Origin of the sequence: Streptomyces sp. NRRL F-5650 (assembly GCF_000721365.1) — a bacterium.
GTDB lineage: Bacteria > Actinomycetota > Actinomycetes > Streptomycetales > Streptomycetaceae > Streptomyces > Streptomyces ardesiacus.
In genome coordinates this window covers 31,456-57,822 of sequence record NZ_JOGV01000008.1, presented here as the reverse complement: position 1 = coordinate 57,822, position 26,367 = coordinate 31,456, and the positions used below count along the sequence as shown (strand labels likewise).

Annotated in this window: 25 protein-coding genes; 18 read left to right on the top strand and 7 right to left on the bottom strand. The window is 73.1% G+C overall.

From position 1 onward, the window contains the following. Positions 1-127: 127 nt before the first annotated feature. The gene (locus IG88_RS0110040; RefSeq protein ID WP_007445064.1) at positions 128-409 is read right to left on the bottom strand and encodes an HPr family phosphocarrier protein; all 282 of its coding nucleotides are present in this window, start codon (positions 407-409) and stop codon (positions 128-130) included. Positions 410-611: 202 nt separating this feature from the next. Between IG88_RS0110040 and IG88_RS0110035 the strand changes: the two genes are divergently transcribed. From IG88_RS0110035 to IG88_RS0110020, 4 genes are all read left to right on the top strand, one after another. Next, positions 612-3,431 carry a bifunctional GNAT family N-acetyltransferase/acetate--CoA ligase family protein gene (locus IG88_RS0110035; protein WP_031037688.1) on the top strand — a complete coding sequence of 940 codons (2,820 nt, stop codon included), beginning with the start codon at positions 612-614 and terminating at the stop codon, positions 3,429-3,431. Positions 3,432-3,540: 109 nt separating this feature from the next. Then, positions 3,541-4,137 carry a DUF5998 family protein gene (locus IG88_RS0110030; RefSeq protein ID WP_030402578.1) on the top strand — a complete coding sequence of 199 codons (597 nt, stop codon included), beginning with the start codon at positions 3,541-3,543 and terminating at the stop codon, positions 4,135-4,137. After that, a complete protein-coding gene (locus IG88_RS0110025) occupies positions 4,137-5,330 on the top strand; it encodes an alkaline phosphatase family protein (protein ID WP_031037685.1) in 1,194 nt (397 codons plus the stop codon). The genes IG88_RS0110030 and IG88_RS0110025 overlap by 1 nt, the downstream gene beginning before the upstream one ends. A 44-nt stretch (positions 5,331-5,374) precedes the next feature. After that, positions 5,375-6,025: a thymidine kinase gene (locus IG88_RS0110020; protein WP_031037682.1), complete on the top strand. Its 651-nt coding sequence runs from the start codon at positions 5,375-5,377 to the stop codon at positions 6,023-6,025. A gap of 6 nt (positions 6,026-6,031) precedes the next feature. Here IG88_RS0110020 and IG88_RS0110015 read toward each other — a convergent pair whose 3' ends face one another. After that, positions 6,032-6,835, bottom strand: a complete 804-nt coding sequence (locus IG88_RS0110015) for a VOC family protein (protein ID WP_031037679.1) — start codon at positions 6,833-6,835, stop codon at positions 6,032-6,034. A gap of 249 nt (positions 6,836-7,084) precedes the next feature. Between IG88_RS0110015 and IG88_RS0110010 the strand changes: the two genes are divergently transcribed. Further along, positions 7,085-7,936 carry a sulfurtransferase gene (locus tag IG88_RS0110010; RefSeq protein WP_031037674.1) on the top strand — a complete coding sequence of 284 codons (852 nt, stop codon included), beginning with the start codon at positions 7,085-7,087 and terminating at the stop codon, positions 7,934-7,936. 64 nt (positions 7,937-8,000) lie between these two features. Here the strand turns inward: IG88_RS0110010 and sepH are convergent, their stop codons facing one another. Then, complete coding sequence (gene sepH / locus IG88_RS0110005; RefSeq protein WP_031037672.1) at positions 8,001-9,059, bottom strand: septation protein SepH; 1,059 nt, start codon at positions 9,057-9,059, stop codon at positions 8,001-8,003. A gap of 472 nt (positions 9,060-9,531) precedes the next feature. Between sepH and IG88_RS0110000 the strand changes: the two genes are divergently transcribed. Next, positions 9,532-10,440, top strand: a complete 909-nt coding sequence (locus tag IG88_RS0110000) for a hypothetical protein (RefSeq protein ID WP_031037670.1) — start codon at positions 9,532-9,534, stop codon at positions 10,438-10,440. On the opposite strand, the gene IG88_RS0109995 is transcribed toward IG88_RS0110000, so the two are convergent. After that, entirely contained in the window at positions 10,364-11,725 is a 1,362-nt protein-coding gene (locus tag IG88_RS0109995) for a D-arabinono-1,4-lactone oxidase (protein WP_031037668.1), read from the bottom strand. The genes IG88_RS0110000 and IG88_RS0109995 overlap by 77 nt on opposite strands. Further along, positions 11,643-12,923 carry an MFS transporter gene (locus IG88_RS0109990; RefSeq protein ID WP_031037665.1) on the bottom strand — a complete coding sequence of 427 codons (1,281 nt, stop codon included), beginning with the start codon at positions 12,921-12,923 and terminating at the stop codon, positions 11,643-11,645. Before IG88_RS0109990 ends, IG88_RS0109995 begins: the two co-directional genes overlap by 83 nt. Before the next feature lie 173 nt (positions 12,924-13,096). Between IG88_RS0109990 and IG88_RS0109985 the strand changes: the two genes are divergently transcribed. Together IG88_RS0109985 and IG88_RS0109980 are read left to right on the top strand one after the other, a co-directional pair. Beyond that, positions 13,097-14,224: a ferrochelatase gene (locus IG88_RS0109985; RefSeq protein WP_031037662.1), complete on the top strand. Its 1,128-nt coding sequence runs from the start codon at positions 13,097-13,099 to the stop codon at positions 14,222-14,224. Between the two features lie 8 nt (positions 14,225-14,232). Beyond that, positions 14,233-15,051 carry an inositol monophosphatase family protein gene (locus tag IG88_RS0109980; RefSeq protein WP_031037658.1) on the top strand — a complete coding sequence of 273 codons (819 nt, stop codon included), beginning with the start codon at positions 14,233-14,235 and terminating at the stop codon, positions 15,049-15,051. A gap of 336 nt (positions 15,052-15,387) precedes the next feature. Here the strand turns inward: IG88_RS0109980 and IG88_RS43760 are convergent, their stop codons facing one another. After that, positions 15,388-15,561: a hypothetical protein gene (locus IG88_RS43760; protein WP_007387792.1), complete on the bottom strand. Its 174-nt coding sequence runs from the start codon at positions 15,559-15,561 to the stop codon at positions 15,388-15,390. 427 nt (positions 15,562-15,988) lie between these two features. Between IG88_RS43760 and IG88_RS0109970 the strand changes: the two genes are divergently transcribed. The 4 genes from IG88_RS0109970 (at position 15,989) to IG88_RS0109955 (ending at position 19,565) form a co-directional block, all read left to right on the top strand. Continuing rightward, positions 15,989-16,642, top strand: a complete 654-nt coding sequence (locus IG88_RS0109970) for a response regulator transcription factor (RefSeq protein ID WP_007387794.1) — start codon at positions 15,989-15,991, stop codon at positions 16,640-16,642. Positions 16,643-16,648: 6 nt separating this feature from the next. Continuing rightward, positions 16,649-17,893: a sensor histidine kinase gene (locus IG88_RS0109965; RefSeq protein ID WP_031037654.1), complete on the top strand. Its 1,245-nt coding sequence runs from the start codon at positions 16,649-16,651 to the stop codon at positions 17,891-17,893. 405 nt (positions 17,894-18,298) lie between these two features. Then, a complete protein-coding gene (locus IG88_RS0109960) occupies positions 18,299-18,595 on the top strand; it encodes a DUF4193 domain-containing protein (protein ID WP_003993510.1) in 297 nt (98 codons plus the stop codon). A 13-nt stretch (positions 18,596-18,608) separates the two neighbouring features. Then, the gene (locus IG88_RS0109955; protein WP_031037652.1) at positions 18,609-19,565 is read left to right on the top strand and encodes a hypothetical protein; all 957 of its coding nucleotides are present in this window, start codon (positions 18,609-18,611) and stop codon (positions 19,563-19,565) included. A 25-nt stretch (positions 19,566-19,590) separates the two neighbouring features. Here IG88_RS0109955 and IG88_RS0109950 read toward each other — a convergent pair whose 3' ends face one another. Next, positions 19,591-20,052 carry a DUF3093 domain-containing protein gene (locus IG88_RS0109950; RefSeq protein WP_031037649.1) on the bottom strand — a complete coding sequence of 154 codons (462 nt, stop codon included), beginning with the start codon at positions 20,050-20,052 and terminating at the stop codon, positions 19,591-19,593. Positions 20,053-20,109: 57 nt separating this feature from the next. Between IG88_RS0109950 and IG88_RS0109945 the strand changes: the two genes are divergently transcribed. From IG88_RS0109945 to IG88_RS0109920, 6 genes are all read left to right on the top strand, one after another. Beyond that, positions 20,110-20,694: a PaaI family thioesterase gene (locus IG88_RS0109945; protein WP_031037646.1), complete on the top strand. Its 585-nt coding sequence runs from the start codon at positions 20,110-20,112 to the stop codon at positions 20,692-20,694. Further along, complete coding sequence (dut, locus tag IG88_RS0109940; protein ID WP_031037643.1) at positions 20,691-21,242, top strand: dUTP diphosphatase; 552 nt, start codon at positions 20,691-20,693, stop codon at positions 21,240-21,242. Before IG88_RS0109945 ends, dut begins: the two co-directional genes overlap by 4 nt. Position 21,243: 1 nt before the next feature. Then, positions 21,244-21,996, top strand: coding sequence for a DUF3710 domain-containing protein (locus tag IG88_RS0109935; RefSeq protein WP_031037640.1), 753 nt, complete (start codon positions 21,244-21,246; stop codon positions 21,994-21,996). Positions 21,997-22,199: 203 nt separating this feature from the next. Beyond that, positions 22,200-22,892, top strand: a complete 693-nt coding sequence (locus IG88_RS0109930; RefSeq protein WP_031037637.1) for an ABC transporter ATP-binding protein — start codon at positions 22,200-22,202, stop codon at positions 22,890-22,892. A gap of 133 nt (positions 22,893-23,025) precedes the next feature. Continuing rightward, the gene (locus tag IG88_RS0109925; RefSeq protein WP_031037635.1) at positions 23,026-25,635 is read left to right on the top strand and encodes a sensor histidine kinase; all 2,610 of its coding nucleotides are present in this window, start codon (positions 23,026-23,028) and stop codon (positions 25,633-25,635) included. Then, positions 25,632-26,315, top strand: a complete 684-nt coding sequence (locus IG88_RS0109920; protein WP_031037633.1) for a response regulator — start codon at positions 25,632-25,634, stop codon at positions 26,313-26,315. The genes IG88_RS0109925 and IG88_RS0109920 overlap by 4 nt, the downstream gene beginning before the upstream one ends. Positions 26,316-26,367: the final 52 nt, after the last annotated feature.

Here is a 26,367-nt window from a genome sequence, read left to right as displayed (position 1 = left end):
GAGTGCCGTAGAAAAGGGCCGGGGAATTCAGGGCTGTTCCGGGCTGCTTTTCTTTCGGTCGGAAGGGAAAAGAAGAAAGGCCCGTCCGGTGGTTCCGGCGGGCCTTTCGTGCTGCTGTCCGTCACGCTCAGACGGTCTCGGGAAGCTCCTCGAGCCCCTCGGCGACCAGCTTCGCCAGCCGGTCCAGGGCGGCCTCGGCACCCTCGGCGTCGGAGGCGAGGACGATCTCCTCGCCGCCCTGGGCGCCGAGACCGAGGACGGCCAGCATGGAGGCCGCGTTGACGGGGGACCCGTCGGCCTTGGCGATCGTCACCGGGACGCCTGTGGCCGTGGCGGCTCGGACGAAGATGGAGGCGGGGCGGGCGTGGAGACCCTCGGCCCAGCCGACGTTGACGCGGCGCTCAGCCATGTGATGCTGCCCTTCAGGTGTTCAGAGCGGTCAGGTTGTCTAGACCAGTCTTGTCTAGACCAGTTTCCCACATTGTGAAGCGGGCCCGGGACGACCGCGTACGCCGTCCCGTGCGATGCCCGGACCGCGGCCTCGGTCCGGTCTTCCGTTGTCCACAGACTGCCCCGCGCCGTTGTCGTACGCGAGCCGTAGTCTGGGCCCCATGCAGACCTCGTCGGACCGGCACGAGTACCCCGCCCACTGGGAAGCCGACGTGGTGCTGCGCGACGGCGGCACCGCGCGCATCCGCCCCATCACCGTTGATGACGCCGAGCGCCTGGTCAGCTTCTACGAGCAGGTCTCCGACGAGTCGAAGTACTACCGCTTCTTCGCGCCGTACCCTCGCCTGTCCGCCAAGGACGTCCACCGCTTCACGCACCACGACTTTGTGGACCGGGTGGGACTCGCGGCCACCATCGGCGGCGAGTTCATCGCCACCGTACGCTACGACCGGATCGGCCCCGGCGGAACACCCGCCGCCGCCCCGGCCGACGAGGCCGAGGTCGCCTTCCTCGTCCAGGACGCCCACCAGGGGCGCGGCGTCGCCTCCGCACTCCTGGAGCACATCGCCGCCGTCGCCCGCGAGCGCGGCATCCGCCGCTTCGCCGCCGAGGTGCTGCCCGCCAACACCAAGATGATCAAAGTCTTCATGGATGCCGGGTACACCCAGAAGCGGAGCTTCGAGGACGGCGTGGTCCGCCTGGAATTCGGCCTCGAACCCACCGACCGCTCGCTCGCCGTGCAGTACGCCCGCGAGCACCGCGCGGAGGCCCGTTCCGTCCAGCGGCTGCTGCAGCCCGGCTCGGTCGCGGTCGTCGGCACCGGCCGCGCGCCGGGCGGCGTCGGCCGCAGCATCCTCGGCAACGTCCGGGACGCCGGCTACACCGGCCGCCTGTACGCCGTGAACAGGGCCTTCCCCGAGGACCAGAAAGAACTGGACGGGGTACCGGCGTGCCGCTCCGTGCGCGACATCGACGGCTCCGTGGACCTCGCCGTCGTCACCGTGCCCGCCGCGCACGTCCCCGACGTCGTCGCCGAGTGCGGCGAGCACGGCGTGCAGGGACTCGTGGTGATCTCCGCCGGCTACGCCGACAGCGGCCCCGAGGGACGCGAACGCCAGCGCGCCCTCGTGCGCCAGGCGCGCTCGTACGGCATGCGGATCATCGGGCCCAACGCCTTCGGGATCATCAACACCTCGCCCGACGTGCGCCTCAACGCCTCCCTCGCCCCCGAGATGCCGCGCCCCGGCCGGATCGGCCTGTTCGCGCAGTCCGGCGCCATCGGCATCGCCCTGCTGTCCCGCCTGCACCGGCGCGGCGGCGGCGTCACCGGCCACACCGGCGTCTCCACCTTCGTCTCCTCCGGCAACCGCGCCGACGTCTCGGGCAACGACGTCCTCCAGTACTGGTACGACGACCCGGACACCGACGTCGCCCTCATGTACCTGGAGTCCATCGGCAACCCGCGCAAGTTCACCCGCCTGGCGCGGCGCACCGCGGCCGCCAAGCCGCTGGTCGTGGTGCAGGGCGCCCGGCACGGCGGCGTGGCACCCCAGGGGCACGCCGTACGGGCGACACGGCTGCCGCACGCGACGGTCTCCGCGCTGCTGCGCCAGGCCGGCGTGATCCGGGTCGACACGATCACGGAGCTGGTCGACGCCGGGCTGCTGCTCGCCCGCCAGCCGCTGCCCGCCGGTCCGAGGGTCGCCGTCCTGGGCAACTCCGAGTCCCTGGGACTGCTCACCTACGACGCGTGCCTGTCCGAGGGACTGCGCCCGCAGCCCCCGCTGGACCTGACGACCGCCGCCTCGGCCGACGACTTCCACGCGGCCCTGTCCCGGGCCCTGGCCGACGACACCTGCGACGCCGTCGTGGTGACCGCCATCCCCACGGTGGGGGAGGGAGCGGCCGGGGACGCCGCGCTGGCCGAGGCGCTGCGCTCGGCGGCGGCCGCGGTCCCCACCAAGCCGGTCCTCGTGGTCCACGTGGAGCTCGGCGGCCTCGCGGAGGCCCTGTCCGCGGCGGCGAGCACGGCACCGCAGGCCGCCCCGGACCGTGCCGAGGACGCCGGGTCCGCCGCCCCGGCCGAGCAGCCGCCCGTCGTCAGGGCCCCGGCCGGGACCCATCTGATCCCCGCCTACCCCGCCGCCGAACGCGCCGCCCGCGCCCTCGGCGAGGCCGTCGCCTACGCCCGGTGGCGGCGCGAGGCCGCCGACCCCGGCAAGGTGCCCGAGTACGAGGACATCGACGAGAAGGGCGCCGCCGAGCAGATAGCGGGCCACCTCGCGCGCGGGCAGGGGCTCACGCTCGGCACCCGGGAGACCTGCGAGCTGCTCGCCACGTACGGCCTCCACGTCCACCGCGCCCTGCCCGCCCCCACCCCCGAAGACGCCGCGGCCGCCGCGCGGACCCTCGGCTACCCCGTCGCCCTCAAGGCCACCGCCCCCCACCTGCGCCACCGCGCCGACCTGGGCGGCGTACGCCTCGACCTCGCGGACGAGGAGCAGTTGCGACGGGCCTACGCCGAGCTGACCGAGCTGTTCGGGCAGCCCGCGGAGCTGCGCCCGGTGGTGCAGGGCATGGCCCCGCGCGGCGTGGACACCGTCGTGCGCGCGGTCATCGACCCGGCGGCCGGCGCGGTGCTCTCCTTCGGCCTCGCCGGTGCCGCCACGCAACTGCTCGGCGACATGGCGCACCGGCTGATCCCGGTCACCGACCGGGACGCCACCGCGCTCGTCCGCTCGATCCGCACGGCACCCCTGCTCTTCGGCTGGCGCGGCTCGGCGCCCGTCGACTCCGCCGCGCTGGAGGAGCTGCTGCTGCGGGTCTCACGGCTGGTCGACGACCACCCGGAGGTCGTCGCGGTCACCCTGGAACCGGTCGTGGTCGCCCCGCACGGCCTGAGCGTCCTCGGCGCCTCCGTCCGCCTCGCGCCCCCTCCCGCCCGCGACGACCTGGGGCCGCGGACGCTGCCCGCCTACTGAGCCGCGGCGCTCCCGGGGCGCCGCCGGTGCCTCGCCCCGGATGCCGCCCGCGTGCGGCCCGGGACGGGTGGCGCAGGAGCGTCCCTCGCAGTCAGCGGGTCCCCGTAGGATGGACCGCATGGCCAAGACCAGTACGACGACCCAGGGGCTGCGAGCGGCGATCGAGCGCAGCGGCTACTACCCGGCCCTCGTGGCCGAGGCGGTGGAGGCCGCCGTGGGCGGCGAGCCCGTGCGGTCGTACCTGGTCCACCAGGAGACGACGTTCGACCAGAACGAGGTGCGGCGGCACGTGACCGTGCTGGTCCTCACCGGCAACCGGTTCATCGTCAGCCACACCGACGAGCAGGCCGCCGACGACACCTCCCCGACGCCGTACGCCACGACCTCCACGGAGTCCGTCAAGCTCGGCCGGATCTCGTCCATCGTCGTCAGCCGCGTCGTCGCCAACCCGGAGCAGTACAAGCCGGGCACGCTGCCCCGCGAGATCGTGCTGACCATCGGCTGGGGCGCCGTCTCCCGCCTCGACCTGGAGCCCGCCGCCTGCGGCGACCCCAACTGCGAGGCCGACCACGGCTACACGGGCAGCTCGACCGCCGACGACCTCAGCCTGCGCGTCAGCGAGGCGGGCGACGGGCCCGAGACGGTGCGTCAGGCGCTCGCCTTCGCCCAGGCCCTCTCCGAGGCGACCGCGGACTCCGCCCGCTGATGGTGCAGCACACCGCCTGGGACACCCACCCGGAGCCGCTCCCGGTCGACTCCGCGCCCGTCCCCCAGTACGGCACGGGCTCCCTCGCCGATCTCCTGCCCACCCTGGCCGCCGGGCTGGGCGTCCCCGGCATGACCGCGGGGATCGCCGAGCTGACGCCCGCCGACCGCGCCTGCGTCTTCCTGATCGACGGCCTCGGCTGGGAGCAACTGCGCGCCCACCCGGACGACGCCCCCTTCCTCGCCTCCCTCCTGGACAGCTCGCGCGGCGGCACCGGACGCCCGATCACCGCCGGGTACCCCGCGACCACCGCGACCTCCCTCGCCTCCGTCGGCACCGGACTCCCGCCGGGCGCCCACGGCCTGCCGGGCTACACGGTGCGCGACCCCGCCACCGGCGCGCTGATGAACCAGTTGCGCTGGCAGCCCTGGACGGCGCCGGGGCCCTGGCAGCCGTACCCCACCGTCTTCGGCCTCGCCCACGAGGCGGGCGTCCACGCCGCCCAGGTCTCCTCGCCGACCTTCGCCAACACCCCACTGACCAAGGTCGCCCTGAGCGGCGGCGAGTTCCACGGGCGCCTGTCCGGCGAGGACCGGATGGACTGCGCCGCCGAGCAACTGGCCCGCGCCGACCGCGCCCTCGTCTACACGTACTACTCCGAGGTCGACGGGGCCGGTCACCGCTTCGGCGTCGACTCCGACACCTGGCGCGGCCAGCTCGGCCACGTCGACCGGCTCGCCCAGCGCCTCGCCGAGCAACTGCCGCCGCGCAGCGCCCTGTACGTCACCGCCGACCACGGCATGGTCGACGTGCCCTTCGACGAGGACCACCGCATCGACTTCGACGAGGACTGGGAGCTGAAGGCCGGCGTCGCCCTCCTCGGCGGCGAGGGCCGCGCCCGCCACGTCTACGCCGTCCCCGGCGCGCAGAACGACGTGCTGACCTGCTGGCGCGAGGTGCTCGGCGAGCAGTTCTGGGTGGCCTCGCGGGACGAGGCGATCGCGGCCGGCTGGTTCGGCCCCCGCATCGACGACCGGGTGTACGCCCGCATCGGCGACGTGGTCGCCGCCGCCCGCGACGACGTCCTGCTCATCGCCTCCGAACGCGAGCCCAAGGAGTCGGCGATGGTCGGCAACCACGGTTCGATGACCCCCGCCGAGCAGCTCGTCCCGCTGCTCGAAGTACGCTCCTGACCCCGCCCGCCCCCTCTCTCTTGCCGAAAGGTGTCCAACCCCTCATGCCCGAGCTGGTGTTCTTCTCCGGAACGATGGACTGCGGGAAGTCGACACTGGCTCTCCAGATCGAGCACAACCGCTCGGCACGCGGACTGGCCGGCATGATCTTCACCCGCGACGACCGCGCGGGCGAGGGCAAGCTCTCCTCCCGCCTCGGCCTCGTCACCGACGCGGTCGAGGTCGGCGACGGCCAGGACCTGTACGCCCACGTCGTCGACCACCTCTCGCAGGGCGGCCGCGTGGACTACGTCATCGCGGACGAGGCGCAGTTCCTCGCGCCGGACCAGATCGACCAGCTCGCCCGCGTGGTCGACGACCTCGACGTCGACGTGTACGCCTTCGGCATCACCACCGACTTCCGCTCCAAGCTCTTCCCCGGCTCCCAGCGCCTGGTCGAACTCGCCGACCGGGTCGAGGTGCTCCAGGTCGAGGCCCTGTGCTGGTGCGGCGCCCGTGCCACGCACAACGCCCGCACCGTGGGCGGCGTCATGGTGGTCGAGGGCGCGCAGGTGGTCGTGGGCGACGTGGCCCAGTCTCCCGACGAGATCGGCTACGAGGTCCTGTGCCGCCGCCACCACCGACGCCGTACGACCGCCGCGACGGCTCGTGCGGCGGCCCTGTCGCCGGACGTGCTGCCCGTGTCCCCGGGCTGAAGGCCGCTAGCCGGAGCGTCCCAGGAGGGCGAACCGTGCCCCCTCCGGATCGGCCACCGTCGCCGTCCGGCCGCGGGGGGTGTCCCGGGCCGGTGCGAGGACGTGTCCGCCCAGCCCGGTGAGCAGTGCCACCGACTCGTCCGTGTCGGCCACTTCGAAGTACGTCATCCAGTGCGGGCCCCGGTCGTTCGGCAGGGCGTCGCCGACGCCGTGGACGCCGGCGACGGGGCGGCCGTCGCGACGCAGAGTGACGTAGTCGCGGCCGGTGGAGGTCTCCGGGACCGGCTCGAGGCCGAACACCGACTCGTAGAACTTGACGACGTCCGTCGTCTCGTACGTCAGCAACTCGTTCCACGCCGGTGTGCCGGGGACCCCGGCGACGGCCGTGCCCAGGTGCGCGGCGGCCTGCCAGATGCCGAAGACGGCACCCGCGGGGTCGGAACCGAGCGCCATGCGGCCCGCCTCGCCCGCGTCCAGCGGGCCGACGCCTACCGTGCCGCCGCACAGGCGCACCGTTCCGGCGGTCCGGTTGACGTCGTCGGAGGCGAAGTAGGGCGTCCAGGCGGTGGGCAGTTGCCGGTCCGGGGGGAGCTGACCGATGCCGGCCACCTCGCGCCCGTCGAGCAGGGCCCGTGCGTACGGGCCCAGTTGCTGGGGGCCCGGCCGGAACTCCCAGCCGAACAGGGCACCGTAGAAGTCGTGGGTGGCGGCCGGTCCGTGCACCATCAGGCTCACCCAGCAGGGCGTGCCGGGCGCGCGCCGGGCGTTCGTTTCGCCGGTCGGGCCGTCCGAGCCCCGTGCGTCGGTCATCGTCACCCTCTTCTCGGCCCCGTGCGGGCCGTGCGTCCGCTTCCGCTCCGACGGGCCTGCGTGGCTCGCGCCCGGAGCCGGTACCGGATCCGGTGCGGCGCTTCGGACGGGGTCGCGCTCGTGGGGCGGCCCGCCTGCCCGGTCAGTACAGCATGTGGCCGAACCCGTACGCCTCGTGATCGGTACTGTCCGGCGGGCAGAGTAGCCCGACATCGACGCCTCGGCCACTCGGTACGCCAGGATGGGGCCATGAACGCCATCATCTCCGCATCCGAACTGGCCGGCGAACTGGCCGGCGCGCACCCGCCCGTCCTCCTCGACGTCCGCTGGCAGTTGAGCACGGCGAAGACGGCCGGCGCCCCGTCGTTCGACGGGCGGGCCGAGTACGAGGCCGGGCACCTGCCCGGCGCCGTCTACGTCGACCTGGACAGCGAACTCGCCTCCGCGCCCGGCGCGAACGGCCGGCACCCGCTGCCCGACGTGGCGGAGTTCGGCGCGGCGATGCGCCGCGCGGGCGTGTCGCAGGAACGGCCGGTCGTCGTCTACGACGGCGGACAGGGGTGGGCGGCGGCCCGCGCCTGGTGGCTGCTGCGCTGGACGGGCCACCCGAACGTGCGGGTCCTGGACGGCGGGTTGACGGCCTGGGAGGCACCCCTGTCGACGGACGTCCCGGCGCCCGCGGAGGGCGACTTCGCGCCGGTGCCGGGCGCGACCGGACTGCTGGACGCGGACCAGGCAGCCGCGCTGGCGCGGTCGGGGGTCCTGTTCGACGCCCGCGCGGGGGAGCGCTACCGGGGCGAGGTCGAGCCGATCGACCGGGTCGGCGGCCACATCCCCGGCGCCGTGTCAGCGCCCACGACCGCCAACGTGGCAGCCGACGGGCGCTTCCTGCCCGCCGGGGAACTCCGGGCGCGTTTCACGTCCTTGGGTGCCACGGAGGACGGTGCGGTCGGCGTGTACTGCGGTTCGGGCGTGTCGGGCGCCCACGAAGTGCTCGCGCTGGCGGTGGCGGGCATTCCGGCGGCGCTGTACGTGGGTTCGTGGTCGGAGTGGTCGTCGGACCCGGACCGGCCCGTCGCGGTGGGGCCCAAGCCGCAGTAGGGCACGCCGAAGGGGCCGCACCCGCACGGGTGCGGCCCCTTCGGCGTGCCTCGGGCGAAGCCGGCTACTCCTGCTTCTTGCGCCGTGTGCCGAACACGATCTCGTCCCAGCTCGGCACCGCCGCGCGGCGGCCCGGCCGGACGCCGTCGGCCTCTGCCTGGCGGTCGGTGGAACCGGTGAGACGGTCGCGGTGGCTGGCCACCGAGCGCGGCATGAGCACGTCCGCGTAGGCGGAACCGGCCGACGCCGCGGGCGCGGGGGGCTCCTCCACCTCGGGTTCCTCGACGGGCTCCTCCACCGGTTCCGGAGCGCGCTCGGGCACCACCAGGTCGCCGCGGAAGCTCGGTACGGCCTCCAACAGGCTGGTGAGCGAGTCGCGGTCGCGTTCGCCCGAGGCGGTGGCCGCGGTGTCCGCGTCCGGCTCGGACGGCGGCGGGGGCAGGCTCGGACGCTCGCGCTGCTCCCGGTCGAGGGTGCGGTCCAGCGGCCGGTCGCGCGGCAGCCGGGCGATGCGCGGCACGAACGGGAAGCTGGGCTCGGGCGCGGCGAGGTCGTCGGACTCGCCGATCAGCGCGCGTGCCTCCGCGTCGACGGCCTGGACGAGCCGCCGGGGCGGGTCGTACGTCCAGCTCGCCGAGTGCGGTTCGCCCGCGACCAGGTAGACCAGCAGGACCTCCCAGGTGCCGTCGTCGCGGCGCCAGGAGTCCCACTGGACGGTGTCCTTGTCGGCGCCGCGCAGCAGCAGCCGCTCCTGGACGGCCTCACCGAGGGGCGGTCCGGAGTTCTCGCCGGGGCGGCGGACGGGCGTCTTGCGGGCCCGCTCCGCCATGAAGGCGCGCTCGGCGAGCACGGGGCCCTCGAAGCGCCGTACCCGGTCGACGGGGATACCGGCCATCTGCGCGACCTCTTCCGCGGTCGCGCCGGCTCGTATCCGCGCCTGGATGTCGCGGGGGCGGAGATGGCTCTCCACCTCGATCTCGATCTGGCCGAGGCGGGGACGGTCGCCGCGAACGGCGGCCCGGAGCCGCTCGTCGATCGGAAGCGTGTACTCCGTGCTGTCCGCAGCCTTCAGCACCAGCCGTGTGCCGTCATTCGAGACGGCCACGACACGCAGTTCGGGCATGGGGACCTCCCGGGTGGTGCCTGCCGACGTCACGTGCGTCGCTGCTTCCGCTCTGTCGAGTGTGGCCTGCCCGGGTGCAGCCTGCCACAACCTTGCCGAGTTGCCCGGCGTGTCGGGCACGGGCCCTGGATCGCCGTTATGGCACGGTTACCTGTTCGCAACGCTAAGTGACCAACTCCGTCACCCTGTGCAACTAGCCCCCTCCCGGCGGTCCTTCGAGGTGCCGGACACCCTGTCGGGAGACCGGCTCCAGGGCTCGCAACAGTACTCCATTCGGGCCACGTGCGTGGATTGGCACGCCGCCCGACTTCTCGCAAGAGGGGGCACCCGGCCGTCCCCGGCGCGATTTCCGTGATCTTGGACGTGGCGTACTTCACGCAATCACCAGAAACGGAACTAATGGTTTCGGTCGCGCGTCCCTTTGTCGTGCAGTTGATCGCTCCCGTGCCGGAAAGGAAGGCAAGGTCCGAGGATGCGTGAAAGGTCCGATGGCGCAGGTGAGGCGGACGTGAGTTCCAAGGGTGAGTCCAGGCGGATCGACCTGAGCGTGCCCCAGGTCGCGGGCAGCGCCCTGGCCGCGGTGGTGGCCGCCAAGCTGGCCTCCTCCTTCGGCGTCTACGGCACGATCGCCGGCGCCGGTCTGATCAGCGTCGTCGCCACCTGCGGGGGCTCGGTGCTCCAGCACTTCTTCAAGCGCACCGGGGAGCAGATCCGGGTGAAGCGCACCGTCGCGGCCGTGCGGATCGGCGGGCGGACCGCGTCCGTCCCCGCCGCGGTGCCGGCTGCGGCTCCGGGGTCTGCTTCGGCCTCCGGTCCGGGGACGGGTTCGGCCTCGGGCGACTTCACCGCGGGGACCGTCTACCGCGCGCGGGCCAAGGGCTGGCGGCGTCCGGTGGTCGCGGCGGCCCTCGTCTTCGGGATCACCATGGCCGGGATCACCGTGTACGAGGTCGCCTCCGGCCAGAACCTGAGCGGCGGCCGCAGCACCACCGTGGGGAGCGCCTTCACCGGGCACAACAAGCCGGCGTCCGACTCGGGCGATTCGGGGGAGTCCGGCGGTTCGGGCGGCTCCGGCGGCTCCGAGGACGTGCAGGACGGCCGGGACCCGGGGAACTCCGGCGGTCCGACGGACCCCGGATCCGGGAACGGCTCCCCCGCCCCCACCCCCTCGGCGAGCCCGGACGGCGGCGCCGGGGGCGGCGGTACGCAGGACGGGAGCACGGCCCCGAGCCCGGCGCCCACCCCGGACGCCACGGGCGGCGAGGGCACCGGTGACACCGGCACCCCCGACCCGGGAGCCTCGGCTACGGCCCCAGCACCCGGCGCAAGTAGTCGTTCTGGAACAGACGGTCAGGGTCAAGACGGTCCCGCAGCGCCGTGAACTCGCCGAAGCGCGGATACACCCGCGAGAAGTACTCGGCGTCCCGGGTGTGGATCTTCCCCCAGTGCGGCCGGCCCTCGTGTGCGGTGAAGATGCGCTCGGCGGCGGTGAAGTACGCCTGGTAGGGCGTGCCCCGGAACATGTGCACCGCGATGTACGCGCTGTCGCGGCCGGAGGCGGTGGACAGGGTGATGTCGTCGGCCGGGGCGGTGCGCACCTCGACCGGGAAGCTGATCCGCAGCCGTGAGCGGTCGACCATCGCCCTCAGCTCGCGCAGCGTCTCGACGACGGCCTCGCGCGGAACGGCGTACTCCATCTCCACGAACCGCACCCGGCGCGGGGATGTGAAGACCTTGTAGGGAGTGTCCGTGTACGTCCGCGCGGACAGCGCCCTGCTGGAGATCCGGGCGATCGCCGGGATGGTGCCGGGCGCCGCGCGGCCGACCCAGTTGGCCGCCTGGAAGACCCCGTTGGAGAGGAACTCGTCGTCCAGCCAGCCCTGGAACCGGCCCACCGGCTGCTCCGGACCGGCGCTGCGGTTGTTGCGCTTGGTGTTGGTGCTGCCGGTGTGGGGGAACCAGTAGAACTCGAAGTGCTCGTTCTCCGACCACAGTGCGTCGAAGTCGGACAGAACCCGGTCGAGGGGCATCGGCTCCTCGCGGGCCGTGAGCAGGAAGACCGGCTCCACCGCGAAGGTGATCGCGGTGACCACGCCCAGCGCCCCCAGACCGATCCGCGCGGCCGCGAACACCTCGGGGTGCTCGTCCTCGGAGCAGTTCAGCACCGAGCCGTCCGCCGTGACCAGCTCCAGCGCCCGGATCTGGGCGGAGATCGAGGCGGAGTCGCGTCCGGTGCCGTGGGTGCCGGTACTGGTGGCCCCGGAGACGGTCTGCTCCATGATGTCGCCCATGTTGGTCAGCGACAGGCCCTCCCGCGCGAGCGCCATGTTGAGCCTCTTGAGCGGAGTGCCGGCCTCGACCGTGACCGTCATGGCGTCGCGGTCGATGCCGCGGATGCCCGTCAACAGGTACGGGCGGATCAACAGACCGTCCGTCGCGGCTATCGACGTGAACGAGTGCCCGGTGCCGACAGCCTTGACCCGCAGCCCGTCCCCGGCCGCCCCGCGCACCGCGTCGGCCAGTTCGTCGACCGAGGCGGGAGCGACCTCCCGCGCGGGGCGCGCCGATATGTTGCCGCCCCAGTTACGCCACGTGCCGTTCCGGCCGCTCGGCCGTCCGCCCGGCCGTCCGTTCGCCCTGCCGCTCGCCGTGCGTGTGCTGCTCAACGGTCCCTCCCCGACGCGGTTCCGGCCGCTTGAGCCGGCGGTACCCGAGGAAACCGACCGCGACCGCGACGGCACCGGCCACCGCCGGAACCCCGTACCCGGCACGCGCCCCGGAGGCGTCGATCACCCAGCCGCCCGCGGAGGAGCCGAGCGCGACCCCGACCGCGAGTCCGGTGCTCACCCAGGTCATGCCCTCGGTGAGCTGCGTGCGTGGTACGTGCTCTTCGATGAGGGACATCGTCGTGATCATCGTGGGAGCGATGGACAGACCCGCAACGAACAGCGCCACGGCCAGAAACGGCAGGTTCCCGACCAGTAGGAGGGGGATCATACTCACGGCCATCGCACACACGCCCAGGAGCCAGCGGCGTTCCGGCGGCCCGGCGAAGCGCAGCAGCCCGAATATCATCGCCGCCGTGCACGACCCGGCCGCGTAGAGGGCGAGGACGAGGCTGGCGGCGGCCTTGTGCCCCTCCTCCTCGGCGAACGCCACGGTGACCACGTCGACGGCCCCGAAGATCGTCCCTGTGGCCGCGAAGGTGCAGACCAGGACCTGCAGGCCCCGGGAGCGCAGCGCCGTGCCGCCGCCCCTGTGCTCGCGCGGGTGCGGTTCGGGCTCGGTGGCGCGCTGCGAGGTCAGCCAGAACACGCCCGTCGCCAGGAAGCAGGCGGCGAGCAGCGGCCCGGCCTCCGGGAACCAGGCCGTGGACAGGCCGATGGAGATGATCGGGCCGAAGATGAAGCAGATCTCGTCCACCACGGACTCGAAGGAGTACGCGGTGTGCAACTGCGGCGTGCCCCAGTACAGGGCCGCCCAGCGGGCCCGGACCATCGCACCGAGGCTCGGCACGCAGCCGATGCCGACGCAGGCCACGAACAGCACCCAGTCCGGCCATCCGTAGTGCGCGGCCACCAGCAGCACGGCCGCCGCGGTCAGCGACACCAGGGTCGCCGGGCGCAGCACCCGGCGCTGCCCGTACCGGTCCACCAGCCGGGAGACCTGCGGTCCCGCCACGGCGGCGGCGAGCGCGACGGTCGCCGACAGGGCCCCGGCCAGTCCGTACCGCCCCGTGAGCTGGGAGATCATGGTCACCACGCCGATGCCCATCATCGACAGCGGCATCCGGCCGAGGAAGCCCGCGGCGGAGAAGGACCTGGTGCCGGGGGCGGCGAACAGGGCACGGTAGGGACTGGCCAACGAGGTCTCCGGAACGGCTCAGCGGCGGCGTGGTGACGACCGGGTAAGGTGCGACCGCAGTCGATACAGCTTACTCGCCGCCGCGGCTGGAAACACCCCCTCGGACCTGGTGGAACGCACGGCCGGTGCCCCACCGTTTCCCCGCTGTCAGTGCCGGGTGGCAGGATCGAGACATGCCAGACGTGCTCGATGCCAGCCCCTACGACGCCCTGCTCCTGCTCTCGTTCGGCGGCCCGGAGGGCCCGGACGACGTGGTCCCGTTCCTGGAGAACGTGACCCGGGGACGCGGCATCCCCAAGGAACGCCTCAAGGAAGTCGGACAGCACTACTTCCTCTTCGGCGGGGTCAGCCCCATCAACGCCCAGAACCGCGCCCTGCTGGACGCCCTGCGCAAGGACTTCGCCGAGCACGGCCTGGACCTGCCGGTCTACTGGGGCAACCGCAACTGGGCGCCGTACCTGACCGACACGCTGCGCGAGATGGTCCGCGACGGCCGCCGGCGCATCCTCGTCCTCGCCACCAGCGCCTACGCCTCGTACTCGGGCTGCCGCCAGTACCGCGAGAACCTGGCGGACGCGCTCGCCGCCCTGGAGGCGGAGGGCCTGGAGCTGCCGGCGATCGACAAGCTCCGGCACTACTTCAACCACCCGGGCTTCGTCGAGCCCATGGTCGACGGGGTCGTCCGCTCCCTCGCCGAGCTGCCCGAGGAGGTGCGGGACGGCGCGCACATCGCGTTCTGCACCCACTCCATCCCCGACTCGGCCGCCGACACCTCCGGACCCGTCGAGGAGCACGGCGACGGCGGGGCGTACGTGCGCCAGCACCTGGACGTGGCGGAGCTGATCGCGGACGCGGTGCGCGAGCGCACCGGCGTCGACCACCCCTGGCAGCTCGTGTACCAGTCGCGCTCGGGCGCGCCGCACATCCCGTGGCTGGAGCCCGACATCTGCGACCACCTGGAGGAGCGGCACGCGGCCGGTGTCCCCGCCGTGGTCATGGCCCCCATCGGGTTCGTCTCCGACCACATGGAGGTCCTGTACGACCTCGACACGGAGGCCACCGCCAAGGCCGCGGAACTGGGGCTCCCGGTGCGCCGCTCGGCCACCGTGGGCGCCGACGCGCGGTTCGCCGCGGCCGTGCGCGACCTGGTCCTGGAGCGCGCGGGGGCCGAGCGCGGGCAGGAGGTCACGCCCTGTGCCCTCGGCACGCTCGGCGCGAGCCACAACCTGTGCCCGGTCGGCTGCTGCCCCGCCCGTACCCCCCGCCCCGCCGCCGCGGGCGCCGACAGCCCCTACGCGTGAGGAGTCCCGTGACCGACCCGAAGCCCGACCCGCTCCGTGCCGAGCTGCTGACGATCGCCCAGGAGGCCGCCCGGCGCGCGGGCGAACTGCTGCGGGACGGCCGCCCGGCCGACCTCGCGGTCGCCGCCACCAAGTCCAGCCCGATCGACGTGGTCACCGAGATGGACATCGCGGCGGAGAAGCTGATCACCGGGCTGATCGCCGACCGCCGCCCCGACGACGGCTTCCTCGGCGAGGAGGGCGCCGCCGCGGAGGGCACCAGCGGCGTCCGGTGGGTCATCGACCCGCTCGACGGCACGGTGAACTACCTGTACGGACTGCCCACCTGGGCGGTCTCCGTCGCCGCCGAGCAGGACGGCGAGCGGGTGGCCGGCGTGGTCGTGGCCCCGATGCGGGGCGAGACGTACCAGGCGGTGCTGGGCGGCGGAGCCTGGGCGACGGGCGCCTGGGAGGGCGAACGCAGGCTCGCCTGCCGGCCGGGGGCACCTTTGGACCAGGCCCTGGTCTCCACCGGCTTCAACTACGTCGCCGACGTCCGCGCGGAACAGGCCGAGATCGCGCGGCGGCTGATTCCCCTGGTCCGTGACATCCGGCGCGGTGGTTCGGCGGCGATCGACCTGTGCGACGTGGCCGCGGGACGCCTGGACGGCTACTACGAGCGGGGCCTGCACCCCTGGGACCTCGCGGCGGGCGACCTGATCGCCCGGGAGGCGGGCGCGCTGACCGGAGGACGCCCCGGTGAGCGTCCCACCGGCACCCTGACCATCGCCGCCACCCCGGCCGTCTTCGAACCGCTCCAGCGGCTCCTGACGGACTTCGGGGCGTAGACCCCCGGCGGGTCCGGGAGGGCGAGGGGGTGCCGGTGCGTGCGGGGGAGCGCAGCCGCCGTCCACGCGGGCCACGCCGGGGCGGGGGCCGGTGGTGGCCGCCCCGAGGCGACGGACGCGCGGTTCCCGGGGCAGCCGGGCGCGCGTCCGCCCCCGAGCACCGGTGCGCCGTGGCCGCCGTGCTGCCCCGCACCCCACCTGCCCTGTGCGGCCGGCCCGCCGCCACGCCCCGGCAGGCGTCCCCGTGACCGCCCCTGGCCGTCCACCGCCCGACGCCACGCACACGGCGAGGCCCCGGCGGTGGATCCCGCCGGGGCCTCGTCCTCCGTGGGCCGGTCAGGCGTTGGTCGCGCTGACCTCCACACCGTGCTCGGCAGCGAGACGGCGCAGATCGTCGAGCTCGCCCAGCTCCACCTCGACGAGGAACTCGTCGCCCTCGTCGCGGGCCCGGGAGAGGTCGGACTCCGTCGTCTTTATGCGCTGCAGAAGTCCTGCGGTGAAAGCGTCCATGCTGCGCCCCCTCGTCCTGGGTCGTGGGTCTTTGGCACGGGGGTGTGCCGATCGGAAGGGACGATCACGTCTCCGGTGGAGTGCCCAGCGCTGCCCCACCGGGCGGCGACGGTGCCGGACACCCACGCCCGCTCTGCGGAAGCGGACCGCGGCGTACCGCGCGGTAACGCGGTACAGGCAGAGCGTGATCGCGGGGTGTAAAGCCGTCCTCCCCCCGCTCCCCTTCGCGGAAACCTCAACCGCGCGAGAAAATCCCGCATTCCCGCTTCCCCGGCCTTTCCGCGCCCGTCTTCGTCACCGGCCCCTCACCCGGCTTACAGCCGACTTATGGCCGAAAAGGGCAGGATGGAGGCAACACACCCACCAGGCCCCTGCCCTCGTGCGTCCGAGAAGCGCTACGCGGGTGGACACAGGAAGGACAAGCGACGTGCGCGTACTCGTCGTCGAGGACGAGCAACTGCTCGCCGATGCGGTGGCCACCGGACTGCGCCGGGAGGCCATGGCCGTCGACGTCGTGTACGACGGTGCGGCCGCCCTGGAACGCATCGGCGTCAACGACTACGACGTGGTCGTCCTCGACCGCGACCTCCCCCTCGTGCACGGCGACGACGTGTGCCGCAGGATCGTCGAGCTGGGCATGCCCACGCGCGTGCTCATGCTCACGGCCTCCGGCGACGTCAGTGACCGGGTCGAGGGCCTGGAGATCGGCGCCGACGACTACCTGCCCAAGCCCTTCGCGTTCAGCGAGCTGATCGCGCGCGTGCGCGCCCTGGGCCGGCGCACCAGCGTGCCCCTGCCGCCCGTCCTGGAGCGCGCCGGGATCAAGCTGGACCCCAACCGCCGCGAGGTCTTCCGCGACGGCAAGGAGGTTCAGCTCGCGCCCAAGGAGTTCGCCGTGCTGGAGGTCCTCATGCGCAGCGAGGGCGCCGTGGTCTCCGCCGAGCAGTTGCTGGAGAAGGCCTGGGACGAGAACACCGACCCGTTCACCAACGTCGTGCGCGTGACCGTGATGACCCTGCGCCGCAAGCTGGGCGAGCCGCCCGTCATCGTCACCGTCCCCGGCTCGGGCTACCGGATCTGACCGGCCGTGGCGACGACACCCGCGCCTCCCGGGGCGCCCCCCAAACCCACGTGGGACCCGCGCTCGGCCACGCCCCTGCCGTGGCTGCGGCCCACCATCCGGATAAGGCTCACGCTGCTGTACGGCGGCATGTTCCTGATCGCCGGCATCCTGCTGCTGTCGATCATCTACCTGCTCGCCGCCCAGGCGGTGCGCACCGGCAACGAACCGCTGTACAAGATCGTCGACTTCACCGACCTCAAGGTCTCCAGCAGCACCTGCCCCGTGGTCGACAACGGCGGACTGTCGCTGTCCGACTTCAACGCGGCGATCAGCGAGTGCATGGACCACCAGCGCAAGGTGGCCCTGGACAACCTGCTCAGCCGCTCCCTGCTGGCGCTGCTCGGCCTCGCCGTGATCGCCTTCGCCTTCGGCTACGCCATGGCCGGCCGCGTCCTGTCCCCGCTGGGCCGGATCACCCGCACCGCGCGCGCGGTGGCCGGCTCCGACCTCTCCCGCCGGATCGAGCTGGACGGTCCGGACGACGAGCTCAAGGAGCTGGCGGACACCTTCGACGACATGCTGGAGCGGCTGCAGCGGGCCTTCACCGCCCAGCAGCGCTTCGTCGGCAACGCCTCCCACGAGCTGCGCACCCCCCTGGCGATCAACCGCACCCTCCTGGAGGTGCACCTGTCCGACCCGGGTGCCCCGGTGGAGCTCCAGCAGCTCGGCAAGACCCTGCTGGCGACCAACGAGCGCAGTGAGCAGCTCGTCGAGGGGCTGCTGCTGCTGGCCCGCAGCGACAACCAGATCGTCGAGCGCAAACCGGTGGACCTCGCCGAGGTGGCCGGCCAGGCCATCGACCAGGTGCACGCCGAGGCGGAGAGCAAGGGCGTGGAGCTGCGCGGCACCCGCGAGGCGGCGGTGGTCCAGGGCAACGGCGTCCTGCTGGAGCGCATCGCCCTGAACCTCGTCCAGAACGCCGTGCGCTACAACGTGGCCGAACAGGGCTGGGTGGAGGTCACCACGGCTGTGGAGGGAGGTCAGGCGGTCCTGGTGGTCACCAACACGGGCCCGGTCGTCCCGGCGTACGAGGTGGACAACCTCTTCGAGCCGTTCCGGCGGCTGCGCACCGAGCGGACGGGCAGTGACAAGGGCGTCGGGCTCGGGCTGTCCATCGCGCGGTCCGTGGCCCGGGCACACGGCGGGCACATCTACGCCCGGCCGCGCGAGGGCGGAGGGCTTGTGATGCGTGTGACGTTGCCCATCTGAGACCATGGCCCCGACATCTCACCGAGACCCGAGGATGTTCGCTTTGAGCGGAATTTCCAGGCCATCGGCCCGGAAGTCACGTGTGTGATCGATCACAACGAAGGCTTTCCCGTCCTCCACTCTCCGTGATCATGCACCCTGGCGGAAAGCCGGGAAAATCCTGGTTTTCGGGGGTCGGGATCACGGGAAGTACACGGTGAGACGCCTTTGGCGTGCGGCATTCGGACCGTGTACGGTCCCCATCGCCATCCAAGCCGATCACTCATGAGAGGTCCGGTTGGGTGTCGATTGAGTAACAGACCTTGATGTGAGGCAAAATCTCCGCCTCGGGTCGGGCACAAGTCCGGCCCCTCACGCGTTACGTGCGCTGAAGACACCGCAGACACCCAGAGGGGGAGAGCGACCATGGCAACCGATTACGACACTCCACGCAAGACCGACGACGACGTCGACTCGGACAGCCTCGAAGAGCTGAAGGCCCGGCGGAACGACAAGTCCGCCTCGGCCGTCGACGTCGACGAGTTCGAGGCCGCGGAAGGCCTCGAACTTCCCGGCGCCGACCTCTCGAACGAGGAACTGGCCGTCCGTGTGCTGCCCAAGCAGCAGGACGAGTTCACCTGCATGAGCTGCTTCCTGGTGCACCACCGCAGCCAGCTGGCCCGCGAGAAGAACGGCCAGCCGATCTGCCGCGACTGCGACTGAGGCGGGGTCGGCCGTGACCACCGGCTCGACCCCTCCCTGGAAGCGCCGTTCCTCCCGGCGAGGGGCGGACCAAGGGCCGTCAGACGGTCCGTACAGCGCGCGTGACGACGAGCGGGGCCCGACCGGCACGGGGAAGGCCCCGCTCGAGCCCGTGGCCGACCGGAGTGACCTCCCGGCGACCGCGCGGCCCCCGGCACCCGCTGCCCGCCGCAGGGCAGCGGCGTTCCGCGAGAAGGCAGGACAGGGCGTCCGCAACGGCGGCGCCCGCGCCAGGGCCGCCCTGGCACACCTCGCCGACCGGGTCATCGACCTGGCACCCCGCGTCCCCGTGCGCGACCTGGAGACGTTGCGCAGCCAGTTCCCCGGCCTGGGGCCGGAGGAGATCGCCGACCGGCTGGTGGCCGGCGCGGCCAAGGCCACGGCGACCGTGGGAGCCGGTGTCGGAGCGGCGGCGATGCTGCCCGTACCGCCCGCCATGCCCACCGAACTGGCCGCCGAGGTCACCGGCGTCGCGGCGATCGAGCTGAAGCTGATCGCCGAACTCCACGAGGTCTACGGCGTACGCCCGCCCGGCAGCCTCGCGCAGCGCAGCACCGCGTACCTGAACGCGTGGTCCGACGAACGCGGCGTCGACGTGTCCAAGCCGTCGACCCTCGGCTCCGCGATGAACAGCCACATGAAACGGCAGTTGCGCCAGCAGATCATGAAGCGGATGGTGCGCGACCTGCCGAACCTGATGCCCTTCCTGGTGGGCGCGGCCGTCGGCGCCGTCATGAACCGCCGCGACACCAGAAAACTGGCCGCCAGGATCCGCGCCGACCTGCGCAAGCAGCAGGTCGCCTGGAGCGCCCTGGCCGGCCTTCCCGCGCTGGAACGCCCCGAGAACGCCCTGGACATGGGCGAGATCACCAAGGGGGCGGGCCCCGGCCGTCCCGGCCGCGGGAAAAAGTTCGGCAAAGACGGCCGTTGACCCGCGGGTGCTGGAGCCGCAGGTGCTAGGCCGCCGCCTTCGCCGCCGTCAGGGCCGCTACGAGCCGCTCCGGCTCACGCGTCGACAGGTACAGGTACGGAGTCGGGTCATCCGGGTCCGTGACCTCCACCCGTACGGCCCGCGGGATGTAGGCGCGCAGCAGCATGAACGCCCGGACGTCGGCCTTGTACGTGCGCCAGGCACGGGCCTCCTCCGGGTCGAGGATCTCCGCCCCGCCCAGCGCCGAGACCGGCACCCTCGCCTCGCCCGCGATCAGCGAGTCGCCCACGACCCGGATGCGGACCGCGCCGTACGAACTGGCCGCCACCGCGGCCACCGCCGTGCCGCCCGCCAGGCCGCCCAGCATGGGCAGTGTGCCGAAGGGCAGCAGGATGAGCGCGAACGCCAGCCCCACCAGGAAGGAGACGAGCCACCAGGAGCGGGGCGCGGTGAGGCGTTCTTCGTACGGGGCCGTGGAGAGCTGCATGAAGCAAGCTTGGCACGGGATCGGCGTTCGGCCGACGCGCGGGTAAGGTCTGCGCCTGTGAGTGGTACTTCCCGAGGTCTCCAGCCCCCCGCCGACGCCGTGAAACCCGTACGGCACCCCGACGCGCCCGCCCCCGGCGAGCTGCTCGGCGCGCACTACGGCCAGTGCTTCGGCTGCGGCGGCGACCAGCCCCATGGACTGCACCTCCAGGCGCGGGCGGGCGAAGGCGTGTCGATCACCGCCGAGTTCACCGTCCGCCCCGCCCACCAGGGCGCTCCCGGCCTGGCGCACGGCGGCGTGCTGGCCACCGCCCTGGACGAGACGCTGGGCTCGCTGAACTGGCTGCTGCGCACCATCGCGGTGACCGGGCGGCTGGAGACCGACTTCCGGCTGCCGGTGCCCGTGGACACGACGCTGTATCTGGAGGCCGAGGTGACCGCGGTCGCCGGCCGGAAGATCTACTCCACCGCCACCGGCCGCATCGGCTCTCCCGACGGCCCGGTCGCCGTCCGTGCGGACGCCCTCTTCATCGAGGTCAAGGTCGAGCACTTCGTCGAGAACGGCCGCGAGGAGGAGATCCGCGCCGCCATGGACGACCCCGACCAGCTCCGCCGCGTCCGTGCCTTCGAGGTGAACCCGTGAGCGGCGCCGGCCTCGAGGTCCTGATCCGCCGGGTCGACCCCGACGTGCCGCTGCCGGAGTACGCGCAGCCCGGCGACGCGGGCGCCGACCTGCGCACCACCGTCGACTGCGAGCTGGCGCCCGGAGAACGCGCGGTTCTGCCCACGGGAGTGTCTGTGGCGCTCCCGGAGGGGTACGCGGCCTTCGTGCACCCACGTTCCGGCCTGGCCGCCCGCTGCGGTGTCGCCCTCGTGAATGCCCCGGGGACGATTGATGCCGGGTACCGTGGGGAGATCAAGGTGATCGTGGTGAATCTCGACCCGCGCGAGAGTGTGCGGTTCGAGCGCTTCGACCGGATTGCCCAACTGGTCGTCCAGCAGGTCGAGAGGGTCCGCTTCCGTCAGGTCGCGGAGCTTCCCGGCTCGGCGCGGGCCGAGGGGGGCTTCGGGTCCACCGGCGGCCACGCCGGGTTGGACCGTGCAAGCGGCACAAGCGGTCAGGTCGCCGACGGCGGCCCGACGGGTGGGAATCGATACGCTTCGGTCGTATCCGACCGGGAAGGACAGTGACGTGTTCGGACGTCGCAAGAAGAGGGATGCCGCCGAGGACGCGGCCGGCGAGACCGAGCAGGTCGTCGACAGCGTCGACACCGAGGCGGACGAAGAGCGCGAACGCGTGCGGCTCGAGCCCGAGCCGCGCCCCGACGGGCCCTGGGACAGCACCGAGGTCCGCGACCCCGGCGAGGGCCGCGTCGACCTGGGCGGACTGTTCGTTCCCGGGGTCGAAGGCATGGAACTGCGGGTGGAGGTCGCGGGCGACGCGATCGTCGCCGCCACCGTCGTCCTGCGTGACAGCGCCATCCAGCTCCAGGGCTTCGCCGCCCCCAAGCGCGAGGGCATCTGGGCCGAGGTGCGCGAGGAGATCGGCTCCGGCATCACCCAGCAGGGCGGCATCATCGACGAGGTCGAGGGTCCGCTGGGCTGGGAGCTGCGGGCCCAGGTCCCGGTGCAGCTCCCGGACGGCACGGGCGGCTTCCAGGTCGTCCGGTTCGTCGGTGTGGACGGGCCCCGCTGGTTCCTGCGCGGCGTGATCTCGGGCCAGGGCGCGGTGCAGCCGCAGGCCGCCGGCCTGCTGGAGCAGATCTTCCGGGACACGGTCGTCGTCCGCGGCGACGGCCCGATGGCCCCCCGCGACCCGATCGTCCTCAAGCTGCCGAACGACGCCCAGATGGTTCCCGAGGGCGTCCAGCAGGAAGAGGGCTCCCGCTTCGCCGGCGGCATGGGCCAGCTCCAGCGCGGACCGGAAATCACCGAGGTCCGCTAGGCACCGAGGTCCGCCGGGCAAGGACCCCGTACGGCTTCGGGCCGTACGCGCGGCACGAGGGCCGCGTCCCCACCGGGGCGCGGCCCTTTCGCCGTACCGGGGACCGGGCCGCGCCGGACGGCCCGGTCCCGGCCGTTGCCCCCGCTCGCGTCCGACGGTGATACTGGCGCCGGTCCACGAAGGACGGCGGGGGAGGGCACGACATGAGCCAGGTGGCCACCGAGACCATGGTGCGCGTCGAGGGCGTACGGAAGTCGTACGGTCGCGACAGCGCCGCCGTGCACGCCCTGCGCGGCGTCTCCTTCGACGTGCCGCGCGGCGAGCTGGTCGCCCTCAAGGGGCGGTCGGGCTCCGGCAAGACCACCCTGCTCAACATCGTCGGCGGCCTGGACACCCCGGACGCCGGCCGGGTCGAGGTGGACGGCCGGAACCTCGCGGAGCTGGACGAGGACGGACTGCTCGCCCTGCGCCGGGACCGGGTCGGCTTCGTCTTCCAGTCCTTCGGGCTCGTTCCGATCCTCACCGCCGCCGAGAACGTCGGCGTACCGATGCGGCTGCGCCGGACCCCGCCGCGCGCACGCGAGCAGCGCGTCGAGCTGCTGCTCGCCCTCGTGGGCCTCGCCGACCACGCCGCCCAGCGCCCCGGAGAGCTGTCCGGCGGCCAGCAGCAGAGGGTCGCCATCGCCCGCGCCCTCGCCAACGAGCCGGCGCTGCTGATCGCCGACGAGCCCACCGGCCAGCTCGACGCGGAGACCGGGCACTCCGTGATGGAGCTGCTGCGGGCCGTCGTACGCAGCGAACAGGTCACCGCACTGGTCGCCACCCACGACGCCACCCTGCTCGACCTCGCGGACCGGGTGCTGGAGCTGCGCGACGGGGAGATCGTCGAGCACTGACGCCACCGGGAGCGCGCGGCCGTCAGAGTTCCGTCAAGGACGACCGTCATCCGCACCCCCGTACCCTTTGTCGCGATTGCGGGTCGTAGGGTCGACGCTGCGCACTCGGCGCCGACCGGAAGACAATGAGGCCATGGGACGCGGCAAGCTTCGGATCTACCTCGGCGCGGCGCCGGGCGTCGGCAAGACGTACGCCATGCTCGCCGAGGCCCACCGGCGCGTCGAACGGGGCACCGACTGCGTGGTCGCCCTCGTCGAGCACCACGGCAGGGCGCGCACCGAGGTGATGCTGCGGGGCCTGGAGCAGGTGCCGCGCCGGGAGGTCGAGTACCGGGGCACGGTCTTCACCGAGCTGGACCTGGACGCGGTCCTGGCCCGCGCCCCCCGGGTGGCCCTGGTGGACGAGCTGGCCCACACCAACGTCCCCGGCGTGCGCCACGCCAAGCGCTGGCAGGACGTGGAGGAACTCCTCGCCGCCGGGATCGACGTCGTCTCGACCGTCAACATCCAGCACCTGGAGTCGCTCGGCGACGTCGTGGAGTCGATCACCGGCGTACGGCAGCGGGAGACCGTCCCGGACGAGGTGGTGCGGCGCGCCGACCAGATCGAACTGGTCGACATGTCGCCCCAGGCGCTGCGCCGGCGCATGGCCCACGGCAACATCTACCAGCCGGACAAGGTCGACGCGGCCCTGTCCAACTACTTCCGCCCCGGCAACCTCACCGCCCTGCGCGAACTGGCGCTGCTGTGGGTGGCCGACCGGGCCGACGAGTACCTCCAGCAGTACCGCAGCGAGCACCGCGTCTCGAAGATCTGGGGCTCGCGCGAGCGCATCGTGGTCGGGCTCACCGGCGGCCCCGAGGGCCGGACGCTGATACGGCGGGCCGCACGCCTCGCCGAGAAGGGCGCCGGCGGCGAGGTGCTGGCCGTCTACATCGCCCGCAGCGACGGGCTGACCTCCGCCTCGCCGAAGGAGCTGGCGGTGCAGCGCACCCTGGTGGAGGACCTCGGCGGCACCTTCCATCACGTGCTCGGCGAGGACATACCGGCCGCCCTGCTCGACTTCGCCCGCGGCGTCAACGCCACCCAGATCGTCCTCGGCTCCTCACGCCGCAAGGCCTGGCAGTACGTCTTCGGACCCGGCGTCGGCGCCACGGTCGCCCGGGAGTCCGGCCCCGACCTGGACGTCCACATCGTCACCCACGAGGAGGTCGCCAAGGGCCGCGGGCTGCCCGTGGCCAGGGGCGCGCGGCTCGGGCGCTCCAGGATCGTCTGGGGCTGGCTCGCGGGCCTGGGCGGCCCGGTGCTGCTGACGCTGCTGCTCAGCACCGTCCACCTCGGCCTCGCCAACGACGTCCTGCTCTACCTGGCGCTGACGGTGGCGGCCGCCCTGCTGGGCGGGCTGTACCCGGCGCTGGCCTCGGCCGCGGTCGGGTCGCTGCTGCTGAACTGGTTCTTCACGCCGCCCGTCAACCGGATCACCATCGCCGACCCGAGGAACATGCTTGCGCTCGCCATATTCGTGGGCGTCGCGCTGTCCGTCGCCTCGGTCGTCGACCTCGCGGCCCGCCGCACCCACCAGGCCGCCCGGCTGCGTGCCGAGTCGGAGATCCTCTCCTTCCTCGCCGGTGACGTGCTGCGCGGCGAGACCAGCCTGGAGACGCTGCTGGAGCGGGTGCGCGAGACCTTCGCCATGGAGTCGGCCGCCCTGCTGGAGCGGGAGGGCGACGTGGCCCCCTGGACCTGCGCGGGCCGCGCCGGGTCGGGACCGCCGGTGGAGCGCCCGGAGGACGCGGACGTGGACATGCCCGTCGGCGACCACATGGCCCTGGCGCTGACCGGCCGCGTCCTGCCCGCCGAGGACCGCCGGGTCCTCGCCGCCTTCGCCGCCCAGGCCGCCGTCGTCCTGGACCGGCGCCGCCTGCGCGAGGAGGCCGACCGGGCCCGGACGCTCGCCGAGGGCAACCGCATCCGCACCGCGCTGCTGGCCGCCGTCAGCCACGACCTGCGCACCCCGCTGGCCGGGATCAAGGCGGCCGTGAGCAGCCTCAGGTCCGACGACGTGGCCTGGTCGGAACAGGACCAGGCGGAGCTGCTCGAAGGCATCGAGGAGGGCGCCGACCGCCTCGACCACCTGGTGGGCAACCTCCTCGACATGTCCCGCCTCCAGACCGGCACCGTCACCCCGCTGATCCGCGAGATCGACGTCGACGAGGTGGCGCCGATGGCGCTCGGCGGGGTGCCCGAGGGAAGCGCCGAGCTGGACATCCCGGAGACGCTGCCCATGGTCGCCGTGGACGCCGGTCTCCTGGAGCGGGCGTTGGCCAACCTGGTGGAGAACGCCGTCAAGTACAGCCCCGACGATCGGACCGTCATGGTCGCGGCCAGCGCGCTCGCGGACCGCGTCGAGGTACGGGTCGTCGACCGGGGGCCGGGAGTGCCGGACGACGCCAAGGACCGCATCTTCGAGCCCTTCCAGCGGTACGGCGACGCCCCGCGCGGGGCCGGTGTCGGCCTCGGTCTCGCAGTGGCCCGCGGTTTCGCCGAGGCGATGGGCGGCACCCTGAACGCCGAGGACACCCCCGGTGGGGGCCTCACCATGGTCCTCAGCCTCCGCGCGGTGCGCTCCTCGGCGTCCGCCGCGTCTGCGTCTGCGGCTTCCGCTTCCGCCGCTCCCGCCGCGGAGAACGCCTCCGCCACGACCTCCCGCCCCGCGACCGCAGAAAGGCAGACCGCCGGATGACCCGCGTCCTCGTGATCGACGACGAACCGCAGATCGTGCGGGCCCTCGTGATCAACCTCAAGGCACGGCACTACGAGGTCGACGCCGCCCACGACGGCGCCACCGCCCTCCAGCTCGCCGCCGCCCGCCACCCCGACGTGGTGGTGCTGGACCTGGGCCTGCCCGACATGGACGGCGTCGAGGTCATCAGGGGACTGCGCGGCTGGACGCGGGTGCCCATCCTGGTGCTGTCCGCCCGGCACTCCTCCGACGAGAAGGTGGAGGCACTCGACGCGGGTGCCGACGACTACGTCACCAAGCCCTTCGGCATGGACGAACTGCTGGCCCGGCTGCGCGCCGCCGTCCGCCGGTCCGAACCGGTCCCGGGCGGCGAGGACGGGGTCGTCGTGGACACCGGGGAGTTCACCGTCGACCTGGCCGCGAAGAAGGTCAACCGGGGCGGCAGGGACGTACGCCTGACACCCACCGAGTGGCACCTGCTGGAGGTGCTGGTGCGCAACACCGGGCGTCTGGTGAGCCAGAAGCAGCTCCTGCAGGAGGTGTGGGGGCCGTCGTACGGGACGGAGACGAACTACCTGCGGGTCTACATGGCGCAGTTGCGCCGCAAGCTCGAGGCGGACCCCGCGCACCCGCGGCACTTCATCACCGAGCCGGGCATGGGGTACCGCTTCGAGAAGTGAGGGGAAGCGCACGGGACGTGAGGGTGAAGTGAGCCTCGCCATCCCGCCCCGA

Coding starts and splice junctions, on each gene's coding strand:
- IG88_RS0110035 (WP_031037688.1), top strand. CDS start 612: ATGCAGACCTCGTCGGACCGGCACGAGTACCCCGCCCACTGGGAAGCC.
- IG88_RS0109950 (WP_031037649.1), bottom strand. CDS start 20,052: ATGCAGCTCTCCACGGCCCCGTACGAAGAACGCCTCACCGCGCCCCGC.
- sepH (WP_031037672.1), bottom strand. CDS start 9,059: ATGCCCGAACTGCGTGTCGTGGCCGTCTCGAATGACGGCACACGGCTG.
- IG88_RS0110000 (WP_031037670.1), top strand. CDS start 9,532: ATGCGTGAAAGGTCCGATGGCGCAGGTGAGGCGGACGTGAGTTCCAAG.
- IG88_RS0109920 (WP_031037633.1), top strand. CDS start 25,632: ATGACCCGCGTCCTCGTGATCGACGACGAACCGCAGATCGTGCGGGCC.
- IG88_RS0109960 (WP_003993510.1), top strand. CDS start 18,299: ATGGCAACCGATTACGACACTCCACGCAAGACCGACGACGACGTCGAC.
- IG88_RS0110030 (WP_030402578.1), top strand. CDS start 3,541: ATGGACCGCATGGCCAAGACCAGTACGACGACCCAGGGGCTGCGAGCG.
- IG88_RS0110015 (WP_031037679.1), bottom strand. CDS start 6,835: ATGACCGACGCACGGGGCTCGGACGGCCCGACCGGCGAAACGAACGCC.
- IG88_RS0110040 (WP_007445064.1), bottom strand. CDS start 409: ATGGCTGAGCGCCGCGTCAACGTCGGCTGGGCCGAGGGTCTCCACGCC.
- IG88_RS0110020 (WP_031037682.1), top strand. CDS start 5,375: ATGCCCGAGCTGGTGTTCTTCTCCGGAACGATGGACTGCGGGAAGTCG.
- IG88_RS0109930 (WP_031037637.1), top strand. CDS start 22,200: ATGAGCCAGGTGGCCACCGAGACCATGGTGCGCGTCGAGGGCGTACGG.
- IG88_RS0109985 (WP_031037662.1), top strand. CDS start 13,097: ATGCCAGACGTGCTCGATGCCAGCCCCTACGACGCCCTGCTCCTGCTC.
- IG88_RS0110025 (WP_031037685.1), top strand. CDS start 4,137: ATGGTGCAGCACACCGCCTGGGACACCCACCCGGAGCCGCTCCCGGTC.
- IG88_RS43760 (WP_007387792.1), bottom strand. CDS start 15,561: ATGGACGCTTTCACCGCAGGACTTCTGCAGCGCATAAAGACGACGGAG.
- IG88_RS0109925 (WP_031037635.1), top strand. CDS start 23,026: ATGGGACGCGGCAAGCTTCGGATCTACCTCGGCGCGGCGCCGGGCGTC.
- IG88_RS0110010 (WP_031037674.1), top strand. CDS start 7,085: ATGAACGCCATCATCTCCGCATCCGAACTGGCCGGCGAACTGGCCGGC.